Source organism: Pontibacter korlensis, assembly GCF_000973725.1.
GTDB classification, from domain to species: Bacteria; Bacteroidota; Bacteroidia; order Cytophagales; family Hymenobacteraceae; genus Pontibacter; species Pontibacter korlensis.
In genome coordinates this window covers 1,085,721-1,110,396 of record NZ_CP009621.1, presented here as the reverse complement: position 1 = coordinate 1,110,396, position 24,676 = coordinate 1,085,721, and the positions used below count along the sequence as shown (strand labels likewise).

Annotated in this window: 25 protein-coding genes; 14 read left to right on the top strand and 11 right to left on the bottom strand. The window is 45.2% G+C overall.

The window, feature by feature from the left end:
- Nucleotides 1-10: 10 nt before the first annotated feature.
- The 3 genes from selD to PKOR_RS04570 are packed head-to-tail and all read right to left on the bottom strand — an operon-like array spanning nucleotide 11 to nucleotide 2,804.
- Nucleotides 11-1,060 (bottom strand): selenide, water dikinase SelD, encoded by a 1,050-nt coding sequence (gene selD / locus PKOR_RS04580; protein ID WP_046309408.1) that lies wholly within the window; start codon nucleotides 1,058-1,060, stop codon nucleotides 11-13.
- Nucleotide 1,061: 1 nt separating this feature from the next.
- Nucleotides 1,062-2,090: a tRNA 2-selenouridine(34) synthase MnmH gene (gene mnmH / locus PKOR_RS04575; protein ID WP_046309407.1), complete on the bottom strand. Its 1,029-nt coding sequence runs from the start codon at nucleotides 2,088-2,090 to the stop codon at nucleotides 1,062-1,064.
- On the bottom strand, nucleotides 2,091-2,804 hold the full coding sequence (locus PKOR_RS04570; protein WP_046309406.1) for a pyridoxine 5'-phosphate synthase: 714 nt from the start codon (nucleotides 2,802-2,804) through the stop codon (nucleotides 2,091-2,093).
- Nucleotides 2,805-2,978: 174 nt separating this feature from the next.
- On the opposite strand from PKOR_RS04570, the gene PKOR_RS04565 reads away from it, so the two are divergent.
- The 14 genes from PKOR_RS04565 (at nucleotide 2,979) to PKOR_RS04500 (ending at nucleotide 16,284) form a co-directional block, all read left to right on the top strand.
- Complete coding sequence (locus tag PKOR_RS04565) at nucleotides 2,979-3,440, top strand: GatB/YqeY domain-containing protein (RefSeq protein WP_046309405.1); 462 nt, start codon at nucleotides 2,979-2,981, stop codon at nucleotides 3,438-3,440.
- Nucleotides 3,441-3,564: 124 nt separating this feature from the next.
- Nucleotides 3,565-4,083, top strand: a complete 519-nt coding sequence (locus PKOR_RS04560) for a CvpA family protein (RefSeq protein WP_046309404.1) — start codon at nucleotides 3,565-3,567, stop codon at nucleotides 4,081-4,083.
- Nucleotides 4,084-4,252: 169 nt separating this feature from the next.
- Nucleotides 4,253-4,822, top strand: coding sequence for an anthranilate synthase component II (locus PKOR_RS04555; RefSeq protein WP_046309403.1), 570 nt, complete (start codon nucleotides 4,253-4,255; stop codon nucleotides 4,820-4,822).
- 51 nt (nucleotides 4,823-4,873) lie between these two features.
- Nucleotides 4,874-5,650 (top strand): alpha/beta fold hydrolase, encoded by a 777-nt coding sequence (locus PKOR_RS04550; RefSeq protein WP_046309402.1) that lies wholly within the window; start codon nucleotides 4,874-4,876, stop codon nucleotides 5,648-5,650.
- Nucleotides 5,647-6,312 (top strand): CBS domain-containing protein, encoded by a 666-nt coding sequence (locus PKOR_RS04545; protein WP_046309401.1) that lies wholly within the window; start codon nucleotides 5,647-5,649, stop codon nucleotides 6,310-6,312. Before PKOR_RS04550 ends, PKOR_RS04545 begins: the two co-directional genes overlap by 4 nt.
- 11 nt (nucleotides 6,313-6,323) lie before the next feature.
- On the top strand, nucleotides 6,324-7,712 hold the full coding sequence (locus PKOR_RS04540; protein WP_046309400.1) for a BamA/TamA family outer membrane protein: 1,389 nt from the start codon (nucleotides 6,324-6,326) through the stop codon (nucleotides 7,710-7,712).
- 10 nt (nucleotides 7,713-7,722) lie between these two features.
- The gene (locus PKOR_RS04535) at nucleotides 7,723-8,610 is read left to right on the top strand and encodes an NAD kinase (protein ID WP_046309399.1); all 888 of its coding nucleotides are present in this window, start codon (nucleotides 7,723-7,725) and stop codon (nucleotides 8,608-8,610) included.
- A 118-nt stretch (nucleotides 8,611-8,728) separates the two neighbouring features.
- Nucleotides 8,729-9,715, top strand: coding sequence for a DUF6089 family protein (locus PKOR_RS04530; RefSeq protein WP_046309398.1), 987 nt, complete (start codon nucleotides 8,729-8,731; stop codon nucleotides 9,713-9,715).
- Between the two features lie 51 nt (nucleotides 9,716-9,766).
- Nucleotides 9,767-10,534, top strand: coding sequence for a type IX secretion system protein PorG (gene porG, locus PKOR_RS04525; protein WP_046309397.1), 768 nt, complete (start codon nucleotides 9,767-9,769; stop codon nucleotides 10,532-10,534).
- 59 nt (nucleotides 10,535-10,593) lie between these two features.
- Nucleotides 10,594-11,337, top strand: coding sequence for an isoprenyl transferase (locus PKOR_RS04520; protein WP_046309396.1), 744 nt, complete (start codon nucleotides 10,594-10,596; stop codon nucleotides 11,335-11,337).
- 11 nt (nucleotides 11,338-11,348) lie between these two features.
- Nucleotides 11,349-13,856, top strand: coding sequence for an outer membrane protein assembly factor BamA (bamA, locus tag PKOR_RS04515; RefSeq protein WP_046309395.1), 2,508 nt, complete (start codon nucleotides 11,349-11,351; stop codon nucleotides 13,854-13,856).
- 18 nt (nucleotides 13,857-13,874) lie between these two features.
- Nucleotides 13,875-14,528: an OmpH/Skp family outer membrane protein gene (locus PKOR_RS04510; protein ID WP_046309394.1), complete on the top strand. Its 654-nt coding sequence runs from the start codon at nucleotides 13,875-13,877 to the stop codon at nucleotides 14,526-14,528.
- Between the two features lie 30 nt (nucleotides 14,529-14,558).
- Nucleotides 14,559-15,173, top strand: a complete 615-nt coding sequence (locus PKOR_RS04505) for an OmpH/Skp family outer membrane protein (RefSeq protein WP_046309393.1) — start codon at nucleotides 14,559-14,561, stop codon at nucleotides 15,171-15,173.
- Between the two features lie 76 nt (nucleotides 15,174-15,249).
- Nucleotides 15,250-16,284, top strand: a complete 1,035-nt coding sequence (locus PKOR_RS04500; protein WP_046309392.1) for an RluA family pseudouridine synthase — start codon at nucleotides 15,250-15,252, stop codon at nucleotides 16,282-16,284.
- Between the two features lie 158 nt (nucleotides 16,285-16,442).
- On the opposite strand, the gene PKOR_RS04495 is transcribed toward PKOR_RS04500, so the two are convergent.
- The 8 genes from PKOR_RS04495 to mazG form a co-directional block, all read right to left on the bottom strand.
- Entirely contained in the window at nucleotides 16,443-18,086 is a 1,644-nt protein-coding gene (locus PKOR_RS04495) for a tetratricopeptide repeat protein (protein ID WP_046309391.1), read from the bottom strand.
- A 47-nt stretch (nucleotides 18,087-18,133) separates the two neighbouring features.
- Complete coding sequence (locus PKOR_RS04490; protein ID WP_046309390.1) at nucleotides 18,134-19,078, bottom strand: PstS family phosphate ABC transporter substrate-binding protein; 945 nt, start codon at nucleotides 19,076-19,078, stop codon at nucleotides 18,134-18,136.
- A gap of 373 nt (nucleotides 19,079-19,451) precedes the next feature.
- A complete protein-coding gene (locus PKOR_RS04480; protein WP_046309388.1) occupies nucleotides 19,452-20,288 on the bottom strand; it encodes an energy transducer TonB in 837 nt (278 codons plus the stop codon).
- A gap of 181 nt (nucleotides 20,289-20,469) precedes the next feature.
- Nucleotides 20,470-21,300, bottom strand: coding sequence for an energy transducer TonB (locus tag PKOR_RS04475; protein WP_046309387.1), 831 nt, complete (start codon nucleotides 21,298-21,300; stop codon nucleotides 20,470-20,472).
- 3 nt (nucleotides 21,301-21,303) lie between these two features.
- A complete protein-coding gene (locus PKOR_RS04470) occupies nucleotides 21,304-21,825 on the bottom strand; it encodes an ExbD/TolR family protein (protein ID WP_046309386.1) in 522 nt (173 codons plus the stop codon).
- A gap of 19 nt (nucleotides 21,826-21,844) precedes the next feature.
- The gene (locus PKOR_RS04465; protein ID WP_046309385.1) at nucleotides 21,845-22,450 is read right to left on the bottom strand and encodes an ExbD/TolR family protein; all 606 of its coding nucleotides are present in this window, start codon (nucleotides 22,448-22,450) and stop codon (nucleotides 21,845-21,847) included.
- A 24-nt stretch (nucleotides 22,451-22,474) separates the two neighbouring features.
- Nucleotides 22,475-23,341: a MotA/TolQ/ExbB proton channel family protein gene (locus PKOR_RS04460; protein ID WP_046309384.1), complete on the bottom strand. Its 867-nt coding sequence runs from the start codon at nucleotides 23,339-23,341 to the stop codon at nucleotides 22,475-22,477.
- A gap of 474 nt (nucleotides 23,342-23,815) precedes the next feature.
- Nucleotides 23,816-24,625, bottom strand: a complete 810-nt coding sequence (mazG, locus tag PKOR_RS04455) for a nucleoside triphosphate pyrophosphohydrolase (RefSeq protein WP_046309383.1) — start codon at nucleotides 24,623-24,625, stop codon at nucleotides 23,816-23,818.
- Nucleotides 24,626-24,676: the final 51 nt, after the last annotated feature.

The window sequence follows — 24,676 nt, the reverse complement described above, 5'->3', positions numbered from 1 at the left end:
TTACGGAAGTCTAAACCACTCGGATTAACTTCTCTCCATTTGCTCGCTCTCTCAGCACGCCTAGTGGCTCCAACTGCAGGTTGTGCTTTGCAAAAATAGCTAGTACCTCATCACGGCCTGCAGGATCTACGGCCACTAAGAGGCCGCCGCTGGTTTGCGGATCGCAGAGCAGGTGTTTATGCTCAGGAGTCAACTCGGCCAATTTATGACCGTAGCTGTCGAAATTGCGGTGCGTGCCGCCCGGAATAGCTTTCTGAGCAAGGTACTCCAATGCCTCTGGTATCACCGGTACCTTATCAAAGTATACTTCTGCGCTTAGGTTGCTGCCTTCGCACATCTCCGCAAGGTGACCCATTAAGCCGAAACCGGTTACGTCGGTCATGGCTTTTACCTGTGCCAGCTGGCCTAGATCTGCACCAATTTTATTGAGTTTCATCATCTGCTGCGGTGCCAGGTGCGCGTGCTCTGGTTTAAGAATGGCTTTCTTCTGCGCCGTGGCAAGTATGCCTACGCCAAGTGGTTTGGTCAGGTACAGTTCGCAGCCGGCGGTGGCAGTATCGTTCTGCTTCAGGTTCTTGATATCTACCATACCTGTTACGGCCAAACCGAAAATTGGCTCAGGGCTGTCGATGCTATGTCCGCCTGCTAAAGGAATACCTGCTTCGTGGCAGATGCTGCGGCTGCCTTCTATCACGCGTTTAGCTACCTCAGGAGCAAGCTTGTCTACAGGCCAGCCAAGTACGGCAATCGCCATCATCGGTGTGCCACCCATAGCATACACATCCGAGATGGCATTAGTAGAGGCAATACGGCCAAAGTCATAGGCATCGTCCACAATCGGCATAAAGAAGTCAGTGGTGCTGATGACGGCGCGGCCCTGGCCAATGTCGTATACAGCGGCATCGTCGCGGGAGCTGTTACCTACCAGTAGGTTCTGCTCCTCAGGATAGCTGATGTCGGAGTGCAGGATAGCATCAAGCACTTTAGGCGATATTTTACAACCGCAGCCAGCGCCGTGGCTGTACTGGGTCAGTCGTATGTTTTCGATGGTCGTTTCCATGTTAAAGCAGATTATGTTGTTTGGCAAATTGCAGCACCAGCGTTGCGTTTTCCTCAGGGTCTATGCCTGGCAGTTCCAGTGGTAGTACCTGTTGTTTGTTAGCCAAGTCGAAAGTATAAGCTTTGTCATAATAGGTGAGGGCAATCTCTACCATCTTCTCCATATCGCCATCCGAAATAGCGGCGAGTGCCTCTTTGGTAGCGAGACCTCCTAAGCGCTTTTTGATCTTGAGAATGGCTGTGGCAAGTATGGCTTCGTTCGTGCGGCAGTACTCTTGCGCCAACTTCTGTACCCGCAGCTTGTACGGCACCTGCAGCGCAATGGTCGGAGCGGTCTGCATCTGGTCGAAGAGTGGCTTGGGCATCTGTACCCTGCCAATAGTAATGCCCTCGTCCTCCAGCCACAGCGGTTGCTGCCCGTTCAGCTTCAGGAGTTCCATACCTAGCAGGTTCTCGAAGTGCTCGGTGGTAGGTTGAGGCGGCATGTCTATACTTCCGAAGGCGGAACCTTTATGGCTGGCGAGCTTTTCCAAATCTATACTTTGCTGACCCAGCTTCTGCAGGTACGGCAGAATATTTGTTTTGCCGCTGCCGGTGTTGCCGCTGAGTATAACCAATCTGCGGGACTTCTCGAACTCGGCGTGCACCAGACGGCGGTAAGCTTTGTAGCCACCCTTCAGCAAGTGCACTTTAAAGCCGGAGAAACCAAGAAGCCAGGCCATAGCCCCGCTGCGCATACCGCCACGCCAGCAATGCACCAACACCTCCTTGTTCTTAGCCAGCTTTCCTGCCTCCTTCACAAAACCTGACATACGCGGGCCGAACAGGTCCAGGCCTATCAGCACAGCCGGGTCATGGCCTTGTTGCTTATAAGCGGTGCCTACTCTGGCGCGTTGTTCATCGTCAAAAATAGGAAAGGAGTGTGCCAGTGGAATATGACCAGCCGCATACTCTTTAGGTGCCCGTACATCCAGTACGGGTAGTTGCTCTGCCTTCTCCAGAAACTCCTGTATGGTTACACTGTTCACCATCTACTTGAGCTGGCGCAGGTATAGTTGTATCGTGTTCTCCAGGCCAAGGTACAGTGCATCGCAGATTAGGGCATGGCCTATACTTACTTCCTTCAGGTTTGGCAGTGTATCGTGCAGGTACTTCAAGTTGTCCAGGTCCAGGTCGTGACCTGCGTTAAGGCCCAAGTTATACTCCTGCGCCTTCAGAGCAGCCTGTAAGTATGGTGCAATAGCCTCTTCACGATTTTTGTGGTAGCCGCTTGCGTAAGCTTCTGTGTATAGCTCAATGCGGTCAGTGTTAACGGCGGCGGCACCTTCCACCATCTCTTCCACCGGGTCAACAAAAATAGAAGCGCGGATGCCCAGCTCTCTCAACTCCCCAATCACATTGGTCAGGAAATCTTTGTGCTTGATGGTGTCCCAGCCGGCGTTAGAGGTGATGGCATCCGGGGCATCAGGTACAAGTGTAACCTGCTCTGGACGTACATCTTTTACCAATTTCAGGAAGTCCGGCGTTGGATTACCCTCAATATTGAACTCGGTGGTGACGATCTCCTTCAGGTCGTACACATCGCGGTAACGGATATGGCGCTCGTCGGGGCGTGGGTGCACCGTAATACCTTGTGCACCGAAGCGCTCGCAGTCTTTTGCTGCCTGTACAACATTTGGCCTATCACCGCCGCGGGCATTCCGAAGCGTGGCTATTTTGTTTATATTTACACTCAGTTTCGTCATTGGCTACTAGTTGGGCATATGCCCTTTGCTCATCATTGTTTAATAGAATGACTAAATTACTGGAATTTTGTTTAAGATGATAGCCTCTTACTGCTGCCAGGGAAACATACAAAAAGGCACCTGCCGCGTAAGCAGTAGCACCTCAACCAGATAAAAGTATAAAAGCTAAAAACTATGACACTAAAACAACGCGTTGATGCCGACATCAAACAAGCCATGTTGGCTAAAGATAAAGCCCGTTTGCAGGCGCTAAGAAGTATAAAGTCGCAGATTATGCTGGCTGAAACCGAAAAAGGTGGATCTGAAGGCTTGGATCAGGGCACAGAATTGAAGCTCCTGACCAAGGCTGCAAAACAGCGCCGTGAGTCTGCAGAGCTTTACGCGCAGCAAGGCCGCGCTGACCTGGAGCAGGTAGAGCTGGCCGAATTGGCCGTGATAGAAGAATACTTGCCAAAGCAGCTGGACGAAGGCGACCTGCGCACGCGCCTGGTAGAAATCATTCAGCGTGTGGGTGCTACTGGCCCTTCTGACATGGGTAAAGTGATGGGCGTAGCTACAAAAGAGCTGGCCGGGCAAGCCGACGGACGCGCTATTTCACAGACTGTTGGAGATCTGCTGAGTAATACCGATTTTTAAAGTATAGTTCGCCTGCTGCATTTTCTTTGTGGCAGGCGAAACATACATCAAGTAATCAATACCAACAGGTGTAATGTTGGAAGAGAACATCTGATTTGCGCCTGTAACCTTGTGTCTTTTTCGCATGAGTACTTTTGATTTTTTTCTGGCCATACCTATTGCCTATGGCGCGTTTATGGGGTTCCGGAAGGGTTTGCTGCTGGAGCTGGTGTCTTTGGTGGCGTTGGTTTTAGCTATCCTGGGAGGTTTAAAGCTGCTGGATACGGCCTTGCCTCTGATGGCTGGCTTTATCGGGGATGCACACGGGCTGCTGCCTTACGTTACTTTCCTTGTGGTGTTTGTAGGGATCATCCTGCTTATTCACCTAGGTGGTATCCTTCTTAAGAAAGTAATAGACTTCACACCATTTGGGCTTTTCGATAATGTGCTGGGCAGTATACTTGGCGCTTTGAAATGGTGCCTGGCTTTGAGCTTGCTGTTGTACGTTTCGGATATGGCGGGTATAAGCATATCTCAGGATACTGCAGATTCCTCTATGGTGTACCCGGTAGTGCTAAAAACAACGCCTTACGCACTTGATATTCTGAGCTACGTGCTGCCGTTTATCAAAGCGCTCATCACTTCATTAAGACAGCACTTTTAGGAGTTAGAAAAGTAGAAGGTTAGAAAGTTAAAAAAGTAGAAGGTGCCTCAGCATTGCTTTAGGTAAGATGCTGAGAGCGCCCAGCAAAGTATAAGAAGCTAAAATAGTTAACTCCTTTCCCCCATCCTTGATTTTTTAACCTTCTAGTTCTTTAACCTTCCAACTTTATATGCTTCTCCTGCTCGATAACTTTGACTCGTTTACCTATAACCTAGTAGACTACTTTGGCCGACTTGGGGTGGAGGTGAAGGTGGTGCGAAACGATGTGCCGTTGCAGGAGCTTCAGAAATTACCGGTAGAAGCAGTTGTGCTTTCGCCAGGACCAGGCGCGCCACGAGGTGCAGGGAGCTTGATGGAAGTGATTTTTCATTACCATGAACGGGTACCCATGCTGGGAATATGCCTTGGTCATCAGGCATTAGGCGAGTTCTTTGGGGCTAAGTTGGAGAAGGGGCTGCGGCCAATGCACGGGAAAATATCAGAAATAATTTGTCAGGCAGACCCTATTTTTGAAGGTTTGCCGGCCACTATGCCAGTGGTGCGTTATCATTCTCTGGTGCTGCGCCACGTTCCAGAAAGTATGATACCGCTGGCACACACGCAGGAAGGAGAGTTGATGGCCTTTCGGCACAGGGAGCTACCGCTATACGCGTTGCAATTTCACCCGGAAGCTGCCCTTACCACTTATGGCTTGCATATGCTTCAAAATTGGCTTAGGATTGCTAATTTTACAGGCTAGTTCGACCATAAGGACTAAAAACACGTTTCTTTCAAAAAGTTTTTTCAATTCATGGATTTACAAGTCAGACAAGAAGGAGATTATCAGTATATTGATGAGGGAGAAGGAGAAGTGCTATTGCTGCTGCACGGGCTTTTTGGGGCACTCAGCAACTGGAATGGCGTTGTAGACCACTTTTCGAAAAGTTACCGTGTTGTAATTCCTTTGATGCCGATTTATGAAATGGCCCTGCATAAGGCTGGTGTGCCTGGTTTGGTGAATTTTGTAGAAGGCTTTGTAAAGTTCAAGAAGCTTAAAGACCTGACGCTGCTGGGTAACTCACTAGGTGGCCATGTAGGCCTTGTGTATACCCTGAACAACGCAAACATGGTAAAGCGCCTGGTGCTAACTGGTAGCTCTGGCCTTTTTGAAGACTCTATGGGAGGATCTTTCCCTAAGAGAGGAAATTACCAGTATGTGGAAGAGCGTGTGGGTTATACTTTTTACGATCCTAAAACAGCCACCAAAGAATTGGTAGACGAGGTGTTCTCTATTACAAATAGTAATGCCAAGTGTTTGCGTATCATTGCCATTGCCAAATCAGCACAGCGGCACAACATGGCTAAAGATATCACAAACATTAAGGTGCCAACGTTGTTAATATGGGGTCTGAATGATACGATCACTCCTCCGTTGGTAGCTTACGAGTTTAACAGGCTCATTGAGAACTCCGAATTATATTTCATCGATAAGTGCGGACATGCACCAATGATGGAACATCCGGAGAAGTTTAACAGTATCTTAGAGAAATATTTAGCAAAAACACCAATAACCGCCGCATCCGTATGATCGCAGAAGAACTCATCAATCAAATGATTCCGCCGCTGAAGCTCTACGACACCGTAGACAAGGCTTTGCGCTGGATGGATGAGTTCCGCGTAAACGAATTGCCGGTGGTAAGCAACCGTAAGTATATGGGCCTGGCAACAGAGCAGAGCCTAATAGAACTGCCCGACCGCGCACAACAGCTAAAGGAGCTGGAGCTGGAGTACCAGGATGTGCATGTGCAGGGACACCAGCATTTTTACGATGTTATGGAGGCCGCCATCAAGAATAAAATTCAGGTGGTGCCAGTGCTGGACGAGGAGCAGGATTATGTTGGCGTAATTACGATAAATGATACGTTGGCAGCCTTTGGCCAAATGTCGGCACTGCAAGGGCAGGGTAGTATACTGGTGCTCTCCATGGCAGACCGCGACTATTCGCTAAGCCAAATCAGTCGCCTGATAGAGGAGGAGAATAGTAAGATCCTGAGCGCCTATGTATCGCCCGACGAAATGGATCCTTATAAAATAAAGCTGACTCTGAAGCTGAACACCACCGACCTCAGCCGTATCATTGCTACACTAGAGCGCTTCGAATATCGCATCACTGCTCAGTTTAACGATAACACCGATTACGATGTAGGCCGCGACCGCCTCGACATGCTCTTTAAATACCTCGACATTTAAGATTTGCGGTAATGCGACTGCAAGCATTCCTGCTTATACTTCTACTTCTGTATGGAGCAGTAGCACAGGCTGAGCCATGTGCTGCGCCTGCTTTAGTGATAACTGATATAAGTCTAGAGGGCAACGAAACAACCAAAAGTCAGGTAATGCTGCGCGAGCTTACATTTGCTCCCGGTGATACCATACTAACAGAAGGACTGGAACCACTGCTTCAGGAAAACCAAAAGCGCCTCTTCAACCTCCGGCTATTCCATCATGTAAACTATACTTATACTTGTGCCGATGGTCAGGTGCAGGTGAAGTACCAGGTGCAGGAGCGCTTTTATCTTTACCCCATCCCTATTTTTGATTTCGCGGATCGCAATTTCAATGCTTGGTTAGAAAAGGAAGACTGGAGCCGTATAGATTACGGTATCAACCTTATTCAAAAAAACTTTAGAGGACGTAACGAAGAGGTGCGAGTGCGGGTGCAGAGAGGATTCAATAAGCGCCTAGAACTAGGCTATCGAGTTCCATATGTGTGGCGAAGACACAACCTTGGCGCAGATTTCTCTGTTGCGGACTATCGTAGCCGCACTGTTAGCTATACCAACCTCAATAACAGGCAACGCTTTTTTGAGCAGGAGAGTGGTATGCCCATCAAACGTACTTCTGTAGCAGCAGCGTTGGTGCACCGCCTGGATGTGCAGCGGCAGGAAGGGCTGCGGTTTTCCTATCACAATGAGCAGATTTCTGACTCTGTTACCTTTCTCAATCCAGATTATTACCATGATGCACAGCAGGAGCGGCAGTATACTCGTGTAGAGCTTTACAAGGTTATCAACAGGCGCAACAACTTTGCTTATCCTACTGCAGGTAGTTATTTTGACGCCATGGTGTCGCAAACAATATTCCTGCGCAACACTGGCTCTCCCTTTACCGCGTTCCGCACAAAATACGTAAAGTATGTTCCTCTCTCAGATAAGTACTTTTATATGGCGGGAGCAGAGGGGCAGCTGCGGCTTGCTGGCGAGCATGCCTTTGCCGATAATATAGCCTTAGGCTACCGATCTTATGTGCGAGGGTATGAACTTTATGTTATAGGAGGTCAGCACTATGGCTTATTTAAACAAGGGTTAACGCGGCAGCTTCTTGATATTGAAAGTATAAAGCTTAAATTTATAGATAATCCGAAGTTTAATAATATACCTTTGTCCTTATACCTGAATAGCTTTACAGATGCTGGCTATGTGGTAGATGATGTGTTTGATAAGGGAAATCAGCTAACCAATCGCTTACTAGTTGGTGGTGGGCTGGGGCTGCATGCAGTTACTTTTTATGATATTGTGCTTCGGCTGGAGTATACTTTGAACCGGGAAGGCAATAGAGGCTTTTACTTTAGCGCGAGATTTCCGTTTTAACCCGATCGAAATGAAAATAGCTATACTTGGCAAACCGTTTAGTGATAACATTCAACCTTTCATCCAGACGCTTTTTGATGAGTTGCAGCGCCGAAAGGCGCAGCTGTGTATGGTAGAGCATTTTGAGCTGTACCTTAAGAATACAATAAATTTGCCTACAGGAATAGAGACCTTCAGGCGTGGCGATAGATTGGAAGGAGTGGATGTAGTGTTGAGTATAGGCGGCGACGGAACCCTGTTGGATACAGTAACCTATGTGGGAGAGCAGCAAATTCCTATACTTGGCATTAATACGGGGCGCCTCGGTTTTTTGGCTACCATCCCTTATGATAGTGTTAACATTGCTTTGGACGCACTATATAAAGGACATTACACGCTAGACGACCGTGCTCTTATCCGTGTTGATTCTGATCAGGAGGTCTTTAAAGGGATAAACTTTGGCCTAAACGAGTTTAGTGTGCAGAAGCGTGATACTTCGTCCATGATTGTGGTGCACACGTATATAGATGGTGAATATCTAAATTCTTATTGGGCAGATGGCCTGGTGGTGGCCACGCCTACAGGATCAACAGGATACTCGCTTAGCTGCGGGGGACCTTTGGTGCTGCCACAGACCAACAATTTTGTTATTTCGCCCGTATGTCCGCATAACCTAAACGTGCGGCCTATGATCGTTTCTGATCGTAGTGTTATCTCGTTTGAGGTGGAGGGGCGTAGTAGTAGCTATCTTGCGGCTCTGGATTCCAGGTCTACTCCTGTGGATATGAATGTGCAGCTGGCAGTACGGAGAGAAGCTTTTGTTGCCAGGCTGGTGAAGCTCCATCATGTTAACTTTTTATCGACGCTACGTAGTAAACTTAATTGGGGACTTGATAAGCGAAATAGCTCAATAAAATAATATTAAATATATATGTTATATTATTTTAAATATTGGCTATTCTGATTATTTTTGTCTTCAATTAATTTGGGGTGAATACAAGCCTGCTGATACGCTACCATTTAGATATTTCTCTGTTATGAAGAAACTTTGTACCCTTGCATTAATGCTTATTTTTACACTTACACTTTTCTCCAATGATGCGGAAGCGCAGCGTTGGACAAGACGTAAGCAGTATGGTTCAGTGGGGGTGACCTTCGGAGCTATGAACTACTTTGGGGACATTGTACCTCAGCCAGATTTTACAAGCTTTCGCTTTAAGTCTACGAGGCCAAGTGCGGGAATTAGCTATACCTACCGCTTTGCGCCACGTTTCTCTTATCGTGTAGGGTTTACCTGGGGGCGTTTAACCGGAGATGATGCATTAAGTGCCTCTCAGAACGAAGGTGAGAACAGAGGTCGCTTTGGTAGAAATTTATCATTCCGCAACGATATAAAAGAGCTTAGCACCGTAGCTGTGGTTGACCTCTTCGAGAACCGCAGTACTTATCAACGTCGCCCTGATTTTGTGCCCTATGCATTTGCAGGTGTGGCTGTAATGCATCATAATCCAAAGGCGTATTATGAAAGAGGCTCTATGGGGGATTTTGGAGATAATGATATAGCAACCGGTTGGTATGAACTGCAACCTTTAGGTACTGAAGGGCAGTATGCTGAGGGAGGAAATTATCCAGAGCCTTACAAACGAGTACAAATTGCTATTCCGTTTGGTTTGGGTGTGCGTTACAAAATTGATCGCTACTGGGATCTTAGCCTTGAAGTTGGTTGGAGAAAAACCTTTACGGATTATCTCGATGATGTAAGTACAACTTACGCCTCCAAACAGAATATTTTAAATGGCGGTGGCGAGAATCCTACGGCAGCCGCTATACTTTCAGATAGAAGTGCAGGTTCAGGCTTTACAACTCAGCCAGACCCAAGTGGTACTCCTTACATGATTGTTAGAGGTTACGGAAGAGATGGACAGCAGAGAGGCGAAAGATCTGACGATGACTGGTACATCACCACAGGCCTAACACTGAATTATATTTTATCACCGCGTGTCAGAAGTCCGAAGTTTAGATAATAGAACGGACAGCGGCTGCGTTGTTCAACTACTAAACTTTGCTCAGAATACATGACGCTACGTACTTTTATACAAGCACTCCTTATTTGTCTATTTCTGCAAGTAGGGAGTGCTTTTTTTGTCGCCCCAGCTATAGCTCAAATAGGAAGATCTGTAACAACCTCGGAGATAGGAGTTGGTATAGGTGGAGCTAATTATAAAGGCGAAATCTCACCTAATTACCGCTTCCTGAACAATCAGCCAGCACTCACAGTATTTTATCGCCGTGATATGTCAAATGCTATTACCCTCCGTGGGGGGTTAATGGGGAGCCATCGTATTGTAGATGATAACACCTTCAGCGATGAAGCCTTTAGTGATCGTCCACTTCATGCTGACCGCCAAGCAGAATTGCGTCTTAGCCTACTAGAGCTTTCTGGTGTGGTTGAATATAACTTTCTTGATTACTATGACCGTAGCCAAAGCCCCCGGTTTTCTCCCTACCTCTTCGTGGGAGTTGCAGGCCTGCTATACAATAAGAAGCTTACGTTGGCAGGGAATGTCGAGAGGGAGTTTGATACCGACATGACCGTAGCGATTCCTTTCGGTGTAGGTGTAAAGTATGCTCTCAGTATGCACTGGAACTTAGGGCTAGAATTCGGGGCTAGAAAAACTTTTACGGATAAGATAGATTATCTCGCCTCTCCTGAGTTTTCAGATAACATTGCAAACCCACATGATAAAGACTGGTACTTCTACAACGGCATCAGTATATCTTATACTTTCTACCGCTACAACTGCCCTCCAGTATATAAGAACAAGCCAGGTCTTTTAGATTAAACCGCAATCATTCACAAATTTGTCTTGCTTTTTGTAACTTGCAAGGAAATTGTGTTTTAATGAATTTAAAGGATAAAGTAGACTTAGGCAATTTACCAAGGCACATAGCCGTTATCATGGACGGTAATGGGCGTTGGGCAAAGCGAAGAGGCGGACTGCGTATCTTTGGTCATCAGAATGCCATAAAGGCCGTGCGCGATACTGTAGAAGCTGCAGCAGAGTTAGGTGTTGAGTACCTGACCTTGTATGCTTTTTCTACAGAAAACTGGTCGCGGCCAGCAGAAGAGGTTTCAGCGTTGATGACGTTGCTGGTGTCTACCATCCGTAAGGAAACTGCCACTCTTAATAAGAACAACATTCGCCTGCAGACGATTGGTAACACTGCCAGTTTGCCTAAAGCTTGCCAACGCGAACTGATGGAGGCAATGGAGCTGACTAAACACAATACCAGAATGACACTGGTATTGGCATTAAGCTACAGTGGCCGCTGGGATATTACACAAGCTGTGCAACGCCTTGCAAGCGAGGCGGGTCAAGGTAATATAAAGGCTGATGAAATAAATGAGGCCTCTATAGCTGAATACCTTTCAACAACAGGTATGCCCGATCCTGAACTTTTGATCAGGACTAGCGGAGAACAGCGCATAAGTAACTTCCTTCTCTGGCAATTAGCTTATACTGAGTTATACATTACAGAGTTGCTCTGGCCGGATTTTAGAAAGGAACATCTCTACGAAGCAATATTATCTTACCAGAGCCGTGAGCGCAGATTTGGTAAGACAAGTGAACAAATAACAAAGTGATAAACACACGAATGACAAGATGCATCTGGGTGCTAGTGTTTCTGCTAATGGCAGGCACGGCCTCCTCCCAAGTACTTAACAGACCTGCCCAGTCGTCTCCTGTAGATTACCAGCAGCCCCGCCAGTACCGCATTGGCGGAATTTCGGTTAGCGGTTACAAGTTTCTGGACCCAATAGCACTTACTTCCTTAACAGGTCTGAAAGAGGGTGATATGGTGACGGTGCCAGGCGAAGACATTAGTCGCGCTATCGAAAACCTATGGGATCAAGGGATTTTAGGTGATGTGGATGTAACAGCGCGTACTGAGGGGGATGTTATCTTTCTGACGTTCAACTTAACGGAACGCCCTCGTCTTTCTAACTTCCGCTTTTCAGGTATAAATAAATCTCAGGGAGATGCCTTAAGAGACAAAGTGCCATTGCAAAAAGGACGCATTGTAACGGATGCCGTTCTAAACAGCACCCGCAATGTAGTGCGCGAATATTTTGTGGATAAGAGTTTCCTGAACGTGAAGGTAAATATTACACAGCGTCCTGACTCTATTCTACCGAATAGCGTGGTATTGAACATTCACGTTGATAAAGGTGATAAAGTAAAGGTTGGCGATATAGAGTTTGTCGGCAACGAGGCCTTTGCTGATAAAAAACTCCAGCGCCAGCTGAAGAATACGAAAGAGAAGAGATTCTACAAAATATTCACGTCCTCTAAATTTAACCGTACAAAGTTCGAAGAAGACAAAGAAGCACTTATAACCTTCTACAACAGCCAAGGCTATCGTGATGCGACGATTGTGTCAGACTCAGTATACCGTATCAGTGAAGATAGGCTTGGTATACAAATAACGGTAGATGAAGGACAGCAGTATTACTATCGCAATATAACCTGGACAGGTAACTACCTATACGACGATGCTTACCTGGCGCGTGTACTTGGTATCAGCAGGGGTGACGTATATGACCAGCAGGAGCTGGAGAAGCGTCTAACTTATAACCCTACCGGTGTAGACGTATCTGCGCTTTACCAAAACGACGGCTACCTGTTCTCCAGCATTACCCCAGTTGAAACGCGTGTAGAAGGGGACTCGATTGACCTGGAGATGCGTGTGCAGGAAGGTCCACAAGCTACGATTAACAAAATCCTGATTTCTGGTAATGACAAGACAAGTGACCATGTGATTCTGCGAGAGATCAGAACATTGCCGGGTCAGAAGTATAGCCGTGATGACTTGATTAGAACAAGAAATGAACTGGCTGCCCTTGGCTACTTTGACCCGGAAACAATCGGACTGAACCCAATACCTAACCCTGCGGATGGTACTGTGGACATTGCCTACAGTGTAACTGAGCGGCCAAACGACCAAATAAGCTTATCTGGTGGATGGGGTGGTCCAATTGGTGCAGTAGGTACTGTTGGTCTTACCCTGAATAATTTCTCTACAAGAAAGCTCTTCGACTTCTCAGAATGGAGACCTATACCTACTGGTGATGGTCAGCGCTTATCGCTGAATGTGCAAGCAAACGGTAAATACTACCAGTCATACTCGTTCTCATTTACAGAACCATGGTTGGGAGGCCGTAAGGCTAACTCACTTACAGTTAGCTTGTTCAAGACTGTTTATAGAAGAAACATAGGAGCAAGCTATTATAACCCTTACGAAGAAACTGGCGACTATAGCCGCCTGAATGTGAATGGTGCAGCAGTAAGTCTAGGCCGACGACTGAACTGGCCTGATAACTACTTCTTTATGAACCACTCACTGTCCTTTAACCGCTATACTCTAAAGGACTATGCGTTATTCTCAGGCTTTGACAACGGTAATTCTAACAGTATCTCGATTGTAAATACATTAGGTCGCTCAAGTATAGATAATCCGACTTTCCCTAGAAGAGGTTCTTCTTTCACGTTAAGCCTTAACCTAACACCGCCTTACTCGCTGTTTTCTGATCGCAAAGACCAGTATGAGTACATCGAGTTTAATAAATGGATGTTCGATGCCTCATATTTTATAAATGTGGCAGGAAATTTGGTGTTCAACACCAGAGCACACTTTGGCTTCTTAGGCACTTATGGTTCAGGTGAAAGTGTAGGACCATTTGAGCGCTTTAAGTTAGGTGGTGCCGGTCTTGGTGGTGGTAATATTTTTGTGGGTACAGAGTATATCGGTCTTCGTGGTTACGAAGATGAAAGCGTGGTTAACACACTAAATGATCCTAGCCTGTTAAGTGCTGGTGGTATAGCCTATAACAAATTTGTGTTCGAGGCTCGCCAACTGATCTCTCCAAACCCGGCAGCTACAATTTATGGCCTGGCATTTGTAGAGGCTGGTAATAACTTCGGTAGCTACAAAAACTATAATCCGTTCAAGCTTTACCGCTCAGCGGGTGTAGGTGCCAGAATCTTTATGGCTGCGTTTGGTCTGCTTGGCTTTGATTATGCATGGAGATTGGATGATCTGCCAGGCGGCATGAATGATAAGCGTGGTATGTTCCACTTCATCATTGGTCAGCAGATCCGCTAAAACCAGAATTGAATTAGTATGAAAAAGTTTTTGTTCATCTTTTTAGCAGGCTTTTTGTTAGCGTCTGTTTCGCAAGCACAGAAGATTGGCTATATTGACTCCAACTTCATCCTGAGCAAGATGCCAGCCTTCAACCAGGTGCAGCAGGAGATGGACAAATACGCTGAGGCTTGGCAACGAGAAATAGAGCAGCTACAGCAGCAGGCTGATAAGCTAAAGCAAGACTATAAGGCGGAAGAAGTGCTGCTAACTGAGCAGATGAAGCAAAAGCGCCAAGCCGAAATAACCAAGAAAGAAAATGAATTGCGCGACTACCAGCGCAAGGTATTTGGCTACGAAGGCATGATGTTTAAGCGCCGCCAGGAGCTAATGCGCCCGATACAGGATGAGGTTTTCGAAGCCGTTGAGAAAGTATCTAAATCTAGGGGCATTCAGATAATGTTTGATAAGTCTGGAGACCTAGTTATGATTTATACTAACCCTGTGCATGATTATACAGAGTATGTGCTGGAGGAGCTGGGGTTAGCTTCTGATAGAAAAAACTCTACAGGTAAACAACCAGCTGATGCAATTGTGGATGACCCTGAAAACCTGCCTGAGGTAGGGGAGGAGCCGCAAGAGCAACAGCAACCACCAGCCCAGAAGGCCACAAAAAAGAAGTCTAACAACTAAACGTCTAAATACTTATTAATTAACCAACCAATGATGAACAAAATTAAACTTCTAGTAGCAGCGTTCTTTCTGATCAGCTTTGCGTCTTTCGCACAGAGCAATGACCAGCCGCTTAAGATTGGTTATACAAACGTGGAGTATATTCTACTACAATTGCCAGAAAGCAAGCAGATTGAGTCTCAGCTAAAAGACCATAGCACACAGCTTGAGAACCAGCTAAAGAACAAGTATGCTGAGTATGAAAGCAAACTGCAGGCATACGAAAAAGGTGCTGCTACTATGGATGCAACAATCCGTGAGGACAAAGAGAAAGAACTGATGGGCCTGAACAATTCAATCCAGGAGTTCCAGCGTAATGCTCAAATGTCTCTTCAGCAAAAAGAGAAATCTTTAGTTGACCCTGTTATCACTAAGATTGACAAAGCCATCAAAGATGTAGCTAAAGAGAATGGCTATACTTATGTTATCAGCAACCAAGCTTTGCTTGCTGGTCCTGAAGATGGTGATATCTCTCCGCTTGTACTGAAGAAGCTTGGCGTAGACCCAGCTAAAGCGCAGCAGACACCAGAGCCAGCTGCTTCAAAGCCAGCTACTCCAGCCGCTAAGCCAGCTACACCAGCGAAAAACAACAAGAAGAAAAACTAAGTAAATAACTTTTTATAGTTTAGGAAAGCCGTTGTTTATACTTCGGCTTTCTTTTTTTATACCTGTTAGTATAGTCGTGGTAGAATACACAGAAACAGAAAGCATTGAGGACTCAGATGAGTTATATGAACACCATCGCATAGTGGTGGATAAAGGCCAGGCGTTGTTGCGCGTAGATAAGTTCTTGATGGACCGTTTGCCAAACGTTACACGTAACAAGCTGCAAGAGGCTATCCGCTCTGAATCGGTTCAGGTAAATGAGAAGCCGGTAAAGGTAAGCTATAAGGTAAAGCCATTTGATGTGATTACCGTTACGCTAGCCGAGCCTCCACGCGATACAGATGTAGTGCCGGAGAACATTCCGTTGAATATACTTTATGAGGATGGCGAGTTGCTGTTGGTAAACAAGCCGGCAGGTATGGTAGTGCACCCAGCTTACAACAACTGGAACGGCACCTTGGTTAATGCTCTTACCTATCATCTCCAGAACCTGCCTACGCATAGAAATGGGGAGGGAAGGCCAGGCTTAGTACATCGCATTGACAAAGATACTTCTGGTTTGCTGGTTATAGCCAAAACAGATTATAGTATGGCCTATCTGGCAAAGCAGTTTTTTGACCATAGTATAGAGCGAACGTACTATGCCTTAGTTTGGGGTGTACCTAAGGAGAAGCAAGGAACTATCGTAGGCCGTATAGGCCGCAGTGTTAAAGATAGAAAGGTAATGGCCGTGTATCCTGATGGTGATTATGGTAAGCACGCTGTAACGCATTATAAGGTGCTTAGGAGCTTCAAATTTGTTTCGTTGGTGCAGTGCAACCTGGAGACAGGTAGAACGCACCAGATACGGGCGCACATGAAGCATCTAGGACATGCGCTCTTCTCTGACAGCACGTATGGCGGCGATAAGATATTATATGGATCACCTAATGGGACGTATAAATCTTTTGTAGAAAACGCTTTTAAGTTGATGCCTCGTCAGGCACTGCATGCAAAGTCACTTGGTTTCCTACACCCTAGCACAAAAGAATTCATGCAGTTTGATTCAGAGCTTCCTGAAGATTTCAAATCTGTTTTAGAGAAGTGGGAGCTATATGAAGAGTCCCTATAGTGTAATTAAATGTACCGGATGTTTCTAATTAGCAGTTGCGAGTTTAGTAGTACCCTGCTTTTATCACCTCAGCTAGAGAGTAAATGAAAAGCCTATAAAACAGAAAGCCCGCTACAAGAGCGGGCTTTCTGTTTTATAGGAAGAAGTAAAAGCTATTATTACTTCTTTCGCGGAGTTTTAGAAATCTCTTTAAGAGCAGCTTCTGCTTGTGGGTTGCTCGGATCCAGGTTTCTTACTTCTGTCCAATACTTCACAGCATTGTCTCTCTCTCCTTTGATGTAGTAGTAGTAGCCTAAGTATGAGTTAGCCTCGATAAGGTCTCTCTTATACTTCTCTTTCTCACCACCAGCCTTGTTAATGAACTCCTCATAATGAGGCTTAGCTAAACCTTTTTCTGTTTCAGGATCTTGGCTAGCGTTAGCACGAGCTCTCCAAAGGTGACCATAAGCATAATCAGGGTTTGCTTCTACTACCTTAGCATAGGTGCTATCTGCCTGAGCAAAGAACTCATTCGCTTTTTGCGTGTTGCCATTAGCTGCATTTTCTTCACCGGCCATCATGTAGATGTTACCCATGTAGTAATAATCAGCGTTGCTTGGCTCTACGTTTTCACGCTTACGCTCATAAACCTCAATAGCCTTATCGTACTGGTTATTGCGTGCATATGCGTTAGCCAATTCTGCATACAGCTCAATGTTAGAGTTGTTCATCTGCAGGGCTTTCTCCAGGTTTTCGATGGCTTTAGCCGGCTGGTTGTTTTTAGCCAAGATACGACCATAGTACTCGTAGTCCTGAGCAATTAGCTTGCTTGGATCGGCTTTCTGCATGTGCGTCTGCATTGCTTCCAAAGCCTTTTCTGGCTGACCAAGCTCCAGGTAGGAGTAAGCTCTCAGACGGTTCATTACCATGTTGTCTGGCTGCGTTGCCAGAACTTCCTCAGCAGTTTTCAGTGCCTGATCGTAATTTTTAGTCAGGAAAAGGAATGAAGCATACTTCGCTTTAGTATCAGGAGTATCCTCTGCCATATCTACATACTTCTGGAAAGTAGACAAAGCTTTGTCATATTGACCAGCGAAGTAGTACAGCTCACCTAGGTCACGGTAGGCAGGAGCAAAGTTTGGATCGATTTCGATAGCTCTCTGGAAAGCTTGCTCAGCTTCGTTATAGTTACGTGAGCTAGTATAAAGCTGACCACGCTTCAGGTAAGCTGTAGCATACTGCTCATCTAACTGGATCGCTCTATCGTAGCTAGTCATCGCTTCGCCACCTTGCTTCAGGGCCAGGTAAGCATCACCCAAGATCACATTCGCTACAGCGTTCTTGTTGTCACGCTCCAGCGACTGCTTCAGGTAATCAATACCTTTCTTAATCTGATCTTCTGTAGCATTTGGAGCTTTAACATAAGCTTCGCCAATCATAGCTAATACGTAAGGGTCTTTTTTACCCTTGCCGCTCAGAGCATTGTTAAAGTGCTGCTCTGCTTGTGCCTGATTGCCTTGCTGCATCGCAATTTTACCAAGACCTACATGGTTGATGTATGACTTCTTGTTATTTGCGATTCCCTGATTAAAATAATACGCAGCAGAGTCAGTTTGTCCTGTGCGCAGGTAAATGTCGCCAAGAGAGAAATAAGCCTTGTCAGCTGCATTTTTGTTGTTCAGCTGAGACTTATAGATAGATTTAGCTTCTTCATAGCGCTCAAGATCAACGGCTCTTCTGCCTGCGTCACCTGATTGCGCAAATGCTGCAGTAGCAGGGAAGGCAGCCGCCATTAAAGCGATGTACTTCCAGTTATTTGTCATTTTATAAAAGTTTAGTTGTTGCTGTTTGAGTTCAATTGTGTCTGGTACTATTCGTTACCAAGACTTACTACCCGTACCGGCATGGTAGCCGGTACAAGTCCTGACTTTAAGATTAGGCGTTGGCCTTTGTCACTTGCTACATAAGATGCAAAACCTGTGCCAAGTCCTGTACGTCCCTCAGTACTAATGATATACAGATATCTGCGCAATGGATATGCTTCTTGTGCAATGTAAGCTTGGTATGGCTGGTAATAATCTTCTGTTGTTACGGGTGCTGGATCTTCGCTGATTCCTAAGACATTGATTCTTTTCAAGAATCCAACAGCAGTTGAATCGTCAAAATCACTAACCCAATTTACTCCAATTACTCCTACTGCATTCTTATTCTCCTCTACGTAGTCTATAAGAGCTTTGTGTGAGTTAGATGCAAACGTGTTGGGTGGTAATTTATTGCCAGTAATCAGTGAGTCTCGTACGTATCGGGCTGTGCTGGAGTTGTTATTATCAAATACAATTGTGATGTCTCCCAACTCCGACTCTTCATCCAGCTCTTTCCATGTCTTTATTTCACCACTAAACACCTTCTTTAGCTCTTCCATTGTCAGCAGGGTGTCTTTGTTCTGCTTATTGGTGATAAGCGCTACAGCATCAATGGCTATCTTTGTTACTCGTGGGACACGATTTTGTTTGTCGAATACGGCCTTTTCCTCTTGAGTAAGTTCTCTGGAGAGGATGGCTATTTTCGTGCTGTCGTTTAGTAGATCTTGTACAACTTGTCCTTCCGGCTTGTAAGCTGCATCTATGTTAGCATACTTATATATACCCTCAAAGGTGCTAATCTCTGACTCTATGATGGGCATAAACGATTCATCAACACTTATATTGATGTTGCCAGAGGTTGGTGTGTCAAGCTGCGTTCCACTGTTTCCACCACAGCTTGTCAAGGCTACAACGCCAGCAAAGGCCGCTATACTTAGTGCTTTAATCTTCATATCTGTTTCTGTTGGAACGTGTGCTATTGTAAACTCTCACAAATCTAACAATTCCATATAATATGAGAATTCCCCCTAAGGCATACTTCATGCTGTCTGGCATGTCAAGGTTCATGCGATCTCCAGCAAACACAATAAATATACCCATGGCGATATATAAAAGTGTCATGATAATGCCGAAGATTCGGGCAAACTTCGATAGCATGCTGGGCTGTGGTCTCTCGTCGTCTCTCTTGGGTCTAAGCATTCGTTGCTTTTTCTTAAGCCATTTTCTTGTTTAACCCTTAAAAATAAGGCTATTGACCTTAAAAAGAAAGCAGAAGCTAACAAAACTGGTTTGATGCTTCTGCCTTTCTTTGCTAAACTTTAGATGTTATTGTATCTTAAAGCTGATGGGTAAAGTGTAGCGGACCGGAACATTTCGCCCATTTTGCCTACCTGGTTCCCATTTAGGCATACTTTTGATCACTCTGGCTGCCTCTTCATCTGTGCCAAAGCCTAGGCCTTTCAGTACTTCCACGTCTGTTATTTCTCCGCTTGTACTTACCACAAAAGTTACCACTACAGTGCCTTCAACTCCATTTCTTCGCGCAGGGTCTGGGTATCTAATTTTTTTGCTCAAGTAAGCTGCAAGTGCACTGGTGCCCCCTTTGAATTGTGGCATTTGCTCTACATGTATATAAGTAGTAGGTGGGGCAGAGATTTCACCTGTTCCTCCCTCTATACCTACAGGTGGTGCGTCTGTTATAGTTGTTGCTGGAATCTCAGGTAACTCACCTTCTATTTTTTCTGTACCTATGTTTTTACTGAGGAGGTCCTCCTGGTTAGGTATATCCTCTACTGCCGGCGTATTATCATCTACAACCTTTGGTGTAACAAACTTTTCCGTAGCTACTTTTTTCTCACCTGCAGGTGCTGGTGGAGGTGTTTCAGATTTTGCTGGTTCAGGTTTTGGTGGCTCTGGTAGATACAATGGTATAGGCTCTACTATGGTATAGGTAGGCTTTTCATACTTTACCTGATCTGCGAAGAAGATGGCATCAACCAATGGACCGACTAATGCCCCGGAAAATACTGTAGTAGCAAGTATGGCTGCTAAAAATATGTGCCTGTTATAAGCTTTACGCAATGCATAGGCTCCATACAACTTGTTCCGACCTTTGAATACAATGTTGTTAAAGGTCATACTTAAATAATAGCTCTTTTCCATGGCTCTAGGGTTTATGGTTAAAAATCAGTTTAATGCATTATCTCTTTCGTTTTAGTTTCTATCATTATATAACTTAATATACGCATTACTATTTATATGGTATGCATGCAGAGTAATATTTTATAGTGAGTGCATAAAAAAAGCCCAGCCTTCTCAGGCTGGGCTTTTGCAGTTCTACTGCTTATTTGATCGTGAATCGTACTGGAAGTGTATAGCGTACAGGTACTGCTCTACCGTTCTGCTTACCTGGAGTCCACTTAGGCATTGTTTTCACAACGCGTACTGCTTCTTCGTCGGTACCAGCACCAAGGTTTTTAACAACCTGGATGTCGGAGATTTCACCTGTTTTACTTACTACAAACGAAAGTACAACTAGACCTTCTACACCGGCACGCTGTGCTGCAGCTGGGTATCGGATGTTCTTGCCTAGATACTTCATCATTTCCATCTCACCACCTGGGAAAGATGGCATCTGTTCAACGTAAGTATAAGGCTTCTCCTCAACTACTTCTGCTACTACATCACTTGTACCGTCAATTTCACCTAAGTCGACTGGTGCATCTTTAGAACCTTCTACGGTTTTAACACCTGCATCAATCTCCTCTAGTACTTCCACGTCCGGAATTTCTTCCTCTTCTACCACTTCGTTGTCGCGCTTAACAACCGGTGGAGTATACTTTACAGTAGCTCGCACTGGTGGTGGCGGTGGTGGAAGATCTGGCGGCGGCGGCGGCGGCGGCGGCGGCGTTGCCTCATCCAGTGGTGGTGGTGGGGCCAAGTCTACTTCTGTTACAATTCGCTCTACCACTTGCTCTTCTTCCTGGTCGCCTTTAATCAACTTGGTGATCAATGGGATGCTCAGGAAGAGGAAGAACAAAACAATTGCTGTAATAGCGGCAATCGTGATATGCTTGTTGTAAAGTCTGCGAAGTAGGTAGGCACCGTACGCTCTGTTTCGTCCTTCGAAGACGATATCATCAAGCGATGCTTTTGCTAACTTACTTGCGTCCATATCTTAATTTCCAATTTGTTCTTGCACCAGTTGCTTGTCTGCATCGGAGATATCTACCATTGCAAACTTCTTGGTGTCAGTTATCTTTAATTCATCCAGGATGTCCACCATGTTTTTATAGCGGGATCCCTCCATCGGCTTCACCATCACGGTCATCTTATCGTTTGACTTCACTTGAGATGAGGTCAGTACTTTACGGATGCCGTTTGATGCATAGCTCGACTCAATTACTTCTGGATTATCTTCTGCAAGGCCGAAGTAGTAGTATAGCTTGTCGTTATCGCCAAGAATGATAGTCATGGCGTTACTTGCTTTTAGCGCTATCTGCTCCTCCTCGTTTTCAGGCTTCACAGGCATGTTGATTTCCATGGTCTGTGGCTTGTTGAAAGTCGTAGTAAGCATGAAGAATGTAATCAGAAGGGCGGCAAGGTCTACCAGCGGCGTCATGTCGATCTTGGTCGACGAGCGTTTCGCGCGTTTCTTACCACCTTTACCGGAGTCGCCCTGTTCTTGGATTTCTGCCATTTTCTAATCTCCTTTCTAATTATAAATTCGTAGGCTTCGCTTCCATATCGGTAATCAGGTTAAACCTGTTCACCTTTCTGTCTTGCAGGATATCGATCACACGCTTTACAGTCGGGTAATCTGCATCCTGGTCGCCTTTGATAGCGATTACCACTTTCGGGTTAGTCAATCGAGTCTGCAGAACCCAGTCACCGAGTTCATTATGTGTAGAGTCGATTGGAATACCCGGTTGGTTTACCTCCTTGCGTTCACTTGATTCCATGGCCAAGATAGACTTTAGCTGGCTGATCGGAACACCAAAGTTGCTCAGGAGAGAGAATGTTCTCTTTTCCTCTTCAGTGAATCCTATGCCATACTTGCCTGCCATTTTATCAAGTAGAGCTTCTTTCGTTTGCTGCCCATCAACACCAAAGAACACGCGGCTATTTTTGTCTACCGTAATAGTAATTACGTTAGTATCCGGAATCTTGATTTCTGATGCCGATGAAGGCGTATCTACTATTACTGCCTCATCAGGACGGGCAGTTGCAGTCAGCATAAAGAAAGTAACCAGCAAGAAGAATAAGTCCACCATTGGAGTCATGTCCAATGAAGGGTTTTTCCTTTTTACTTTTACTTTAGGCATTTTGTCTGGTTAAAACGGTTTAACTTAAACAGTCTGTGGTTTAGTAGCTGGAGTTTCGTGCTGGGCTGTGAAAGTAGACACCATGCTGAAACCAGCCTCGTCGATGCTGTAAGTAAGCTCGTCGATTTTGCTTGTAAAGTAGTTGTAAGCAATAATCGCGATAGTAGAACCTGTAATACCAAGGGCAGTGTTGATAAGGGCCTCAGAGATACCGTTTGCAAGGGCTACTGAGTCAGGAGCACCTGAAGTTGCAAGAGCCGAGAAGGCCTTAATCATACCAAGTACTGTACCAATCAGACCTACCAGTGTAGAGATAGAGGCGATAGTTGAGATAACTACCAGGTTTTTCTCCAGCATTGGCAGCTCAAGAGAAGTAGACTCTTCGATTTCTTTTTGAATCGCAGCAACTTTCTCAGCTTTCAGCAGCTCTGGCTCGTTCTGCATTTCTTTGTACTTAAGCAGACCAGCTTTTACTACGTTAGCTACAGAACCTTTCTGAACGTCGCAGGCAGCGATAGCACCATTGATGTCACGCTGGTTCAGTTTAGCAGAAATGTTACGTACGAATTCAGCAACGCTCTTAGTTCCTTTCGCTTTACCGATAGTCAGACCACGCTCGATAGCGAAGATAAATACCATCAGGTTCAGAGAAAGAAGCACTGGTACTACCCAACCACCTTTGTAAACGATACCAAGATAGTTGCCTGGAAGTGGGTGGTTGTTCGGATCATTGCCTTCGAAGTTGGCAGGATTACCAAATACGAACATATAGATAAGCACACATGCTATCAGGGCGAGCGGAATAACGATAGTCGCAAATAGAGAGCCTACCGGACTCGGTTTTTTCTCTACATTAGCATTCTTGCTCACTACTGCAGTCTTTTTTTCCATTTTAATTAAAGTTTAAAGTTTAGCTGTTTGTGTTGTAAAAAAAAGTTTGTGTAATTATAAAATGTAATTGTTTCGTTTTTAGTTCTTTATTGGATTTGCAATTTCAGATTTTTCTTGATTTTTCAAACAATAGATGTCTGAAAAAATTCGATAAAACCCTATAGCTGCTCCTTTAGTTGCCTAAATTTAAGCTTTTGTCCTTCATAATTCCAAATTTGAGGAGCAGCAATATCGTAAATTATAAATAATCAAGTTTGTTTCAAAGTACGAACATCGGAGCCAGCTGCGACGCCTTACCTTTTTATTTGATACGCCTAATATAAGCCTTAAGCATATGGGTAGCAGATTGTCAGGAGTGGCTTCCGCTTTTATAGTTTAGTACATTTAAGCCTTGCCACTATAAAAGCTTTTCAGCTGTCTCTAGAGAAAAGCGCATTAAATATAAGTAATTTCTTCATTATGCTGTATGCAAGCCTACAGTTTTTTTGCTTGGTTCCAGTAATAGTCCATCTCCTGCAGGGACATGTCCTGTAACGACTTTCCGTCTTTCGCGGCCTCCGTTTCAATGTACTGAAAGCGTGAAATGAACTTGAGGTTTGTTCTCTCTAATGCCTCCTCAGGATTGATGCCTGCAAAACGGGCAAAGTTGATAAGTGAGAACAGTAGGTCTCCAAACTCTGCGGTGGCTTTTTGCTGATCAATGGTACAGTTATCAGCAACATTAAACTCGATTCCAAACTCACCTAGCTCTTCCTGCACCTTTGCCCATACTTGGTCCTTTTCATCCCAGTCAAAACCGGCGCCTCTTGCTTTTTCCTGTATGCGCATAGCCTTAACCAGTGCTGGCAGAGACTGCGGTACGCCGCCTAAAACTGATTTGTTTCCCTCCTTTAGCTTAAGCTTCTCCCAGTTTTGTTTCACCTCCTCCTCGCTATCGGCCTTTGTATCTCCATAGATATGTGGGTGGCGGAAAATAAGCTTCTCACACTGAGCATGTAGTACATCAGCAATGTCGAACTCGCCTTTTTCTGCAGCTATTTTTGCATAAAAAACTAAGTGCAGCATTATATCACCTAATTCTTTCTTTACCTCCTGCAGATCTCCTTTTAGAATAGCATCCGAAAGTTCGTAAGTCTCTTCTATAGTTAGGTGTCGTAAGCTTTCGACTGTTTGCTTACGATCCCAAGGGCATTTTTCACGCAGATCATCCATTATATCCAGTAGCCTGTTAAAAGCTTCAAGCTGCTGTTGACGCGTGTTTTTTCCGGATTGTGAAGTAGTCATAAAGGCAAAGATACTAAATAATTAAGGTACGAGAACAGAGGGTGTCAAGGC

Excerpts from the sequence above, each read along its gene's own strand:
- porG (WP_046309397.1), top strand. The coding sequence starts at position 9,767 with ATGACGCTACGTACTTTTATACAAGCACTCCTTATTTGTCTATTTCTG.
- PKOR_RS04560 (WP_046309404.1), top strand. The coding sequence starts at position 3,565 with ATGAGTACTTTTGATTTTTTTCTGGCCATACCTATTGCCTATGGCGCG.
- PKOR_RS04540 (WP_046309400.1), top strand. The coding sequence starts at position 6,324 with ATGCGACTGCAAGCATTCCTGCTTATACTTCTACTTCTGTATGGAGCA.
- PKOR_RS04530 (WP_046309398.1), top strand. The coding sequence starts at position 8,729 with ATGAAGAAACTTTGTACCCTTGCATTAATGCTTATTTTTACACTTACA.
- PKOR_RS04545 (WP_046309401.1), top strand. The coding sequence starts at position 5,647 with ATGATCGCAGAAGAACTCATCAATCAAATGATTCCGCCGCTGAAGCTC.
- PKOR_RS04570 (WP_046309406.1), bottom strand. The coding sequence starts at position 2,804 with ATGACGAAACTGAGTGTAAATATAAACAAAATAGCCACGCTTCGGAAT.
- mnmH (WP_046309407.1), bottom strand. The coding sequence starts at position 2,090 with ATGGTGAACAGTGTAACCATACAGGAGTTTCTGGAGAAGGCAGAGCAA.
- PKOR_RS04565 (WP_046309405.1), top strand. The coding sequence starts at position 2,979 with ATGACACTAAAACAACGCGTTGATGCCGACATCAAACAAGCCATGTTG.
- PKOR_RS04535 (WP_046309399.1), top strand. The coding sequence starts at position 7,723 with ATGAAAATAGCTATACTTGGCAAACCGTTTAGTGATAACATTCAACCT.
- PKOR_RS04465 (WP_046309385.1), bottom strand. The coding sequence starts at position 22,450 with ATGCCTAAAGTAAAAGTAAAAAGGAAAAACCCTTCATTGGACATGACT.
- PKOR_RS04475 (WP_046309387.1), bottom strand. The coding sequence starts at position 21,300 with ATGGACGCAAGTAAGTTAGCAAAAGCATCGCTTGATGATATCGTCTTC.
- PKOR_RS04555 (WP_046309403.1), top strand. The coding sequence starts at position 4,253 with ATGCTTCTCCTGCTCGATAACTTTGACTCGTTTACCTATAACCTAGTA.
- selD (WP_046309408.1), bottom strand. The coding sequence starts at position 1,060 with ATGGAAACGACCATCGAAAACATACGACTGACCCAGTACAGCCACGGC.
- PKOR_RS04470 (WP_046309386.1), bottom strand. The coding sequence starts at position 21,825 with ATGGCAGAAATCCAAGAACAGGGCGACTCCGGTAAAGGTGGTAAGAAA.
- PKOR_RS04505 (WP_046309393.1), top strand. The coding sequence starts at position 14,559 with ATGATGAACAAAATTAAACTTCTAGTAGCAGCGTTCTTTCTGATCAGC.
- PKOR_RS04490 (WP_046309390.1), bottom strand. The coding sequence starts at position 19,078 with ATGAAGATTAAAGCACTAAGTATAGCGGCCTTTGCTGGCGTTGTAGCC.
- mazG (WP_046309383.1), bottom strand. The coding sequence starts at position 24,625 with ATGACTACTTCACAATCCGGAAAAAACACGCGTCAACAGCAGCTTGAA.
- bamA (WP_046309395.1), top strand. The coding sequence starts at position 11,349 with ATGACAAGATGCATCTGGGTGCTAGTGTTTCTGCTAATGGCAGGCACG.
- PKOR_RS04550 (WP_046309402.1), top strand. The coding sequence starts at position 4,874 with ATGGATTTACAAGTCAGACAAGAAGGAGATTATCAGTATATTGATGAG.
- PKOR_RS04510 (WP_046309394.1), top strand. The coding sequence starts at position 13,875 with ATGAAAAAGTTTTTGTTCATCTTTTTAGCAGGCTTTTTGTTAGCGTCT.
- PKOR_RS04480 (WP_046309388.1), bottom strand. The coding sequence starts at position 20,288 with ATGGAAAAGAGCTATTATTTAAGTATGACCTTTAACAACATTGTATTC.
- PKOR_RS04460 (WP_046309384.1), bottom strand. The coding sequence starts at position 23,341 with ATGGAAAAAAAGACTGCAGTAGTGAGCAAGAATGCTAATGTAGAGAAA.
- PKOR_RS04495 (WP_046309391.1), bottom strand. The coding sequence starts at position 18,086 with ATGACAAATAACTGGAAGTACATCGCTTTAATGGCGGCTGCCTTCCCT.
- PKOR_RS04520 (WP_046309396.1), top strand. The coding sequence starts at position 10,594 with ATGAATTTAAAGGATAAAGTAGACTTAGGCAATTTACCAAGGCACATA.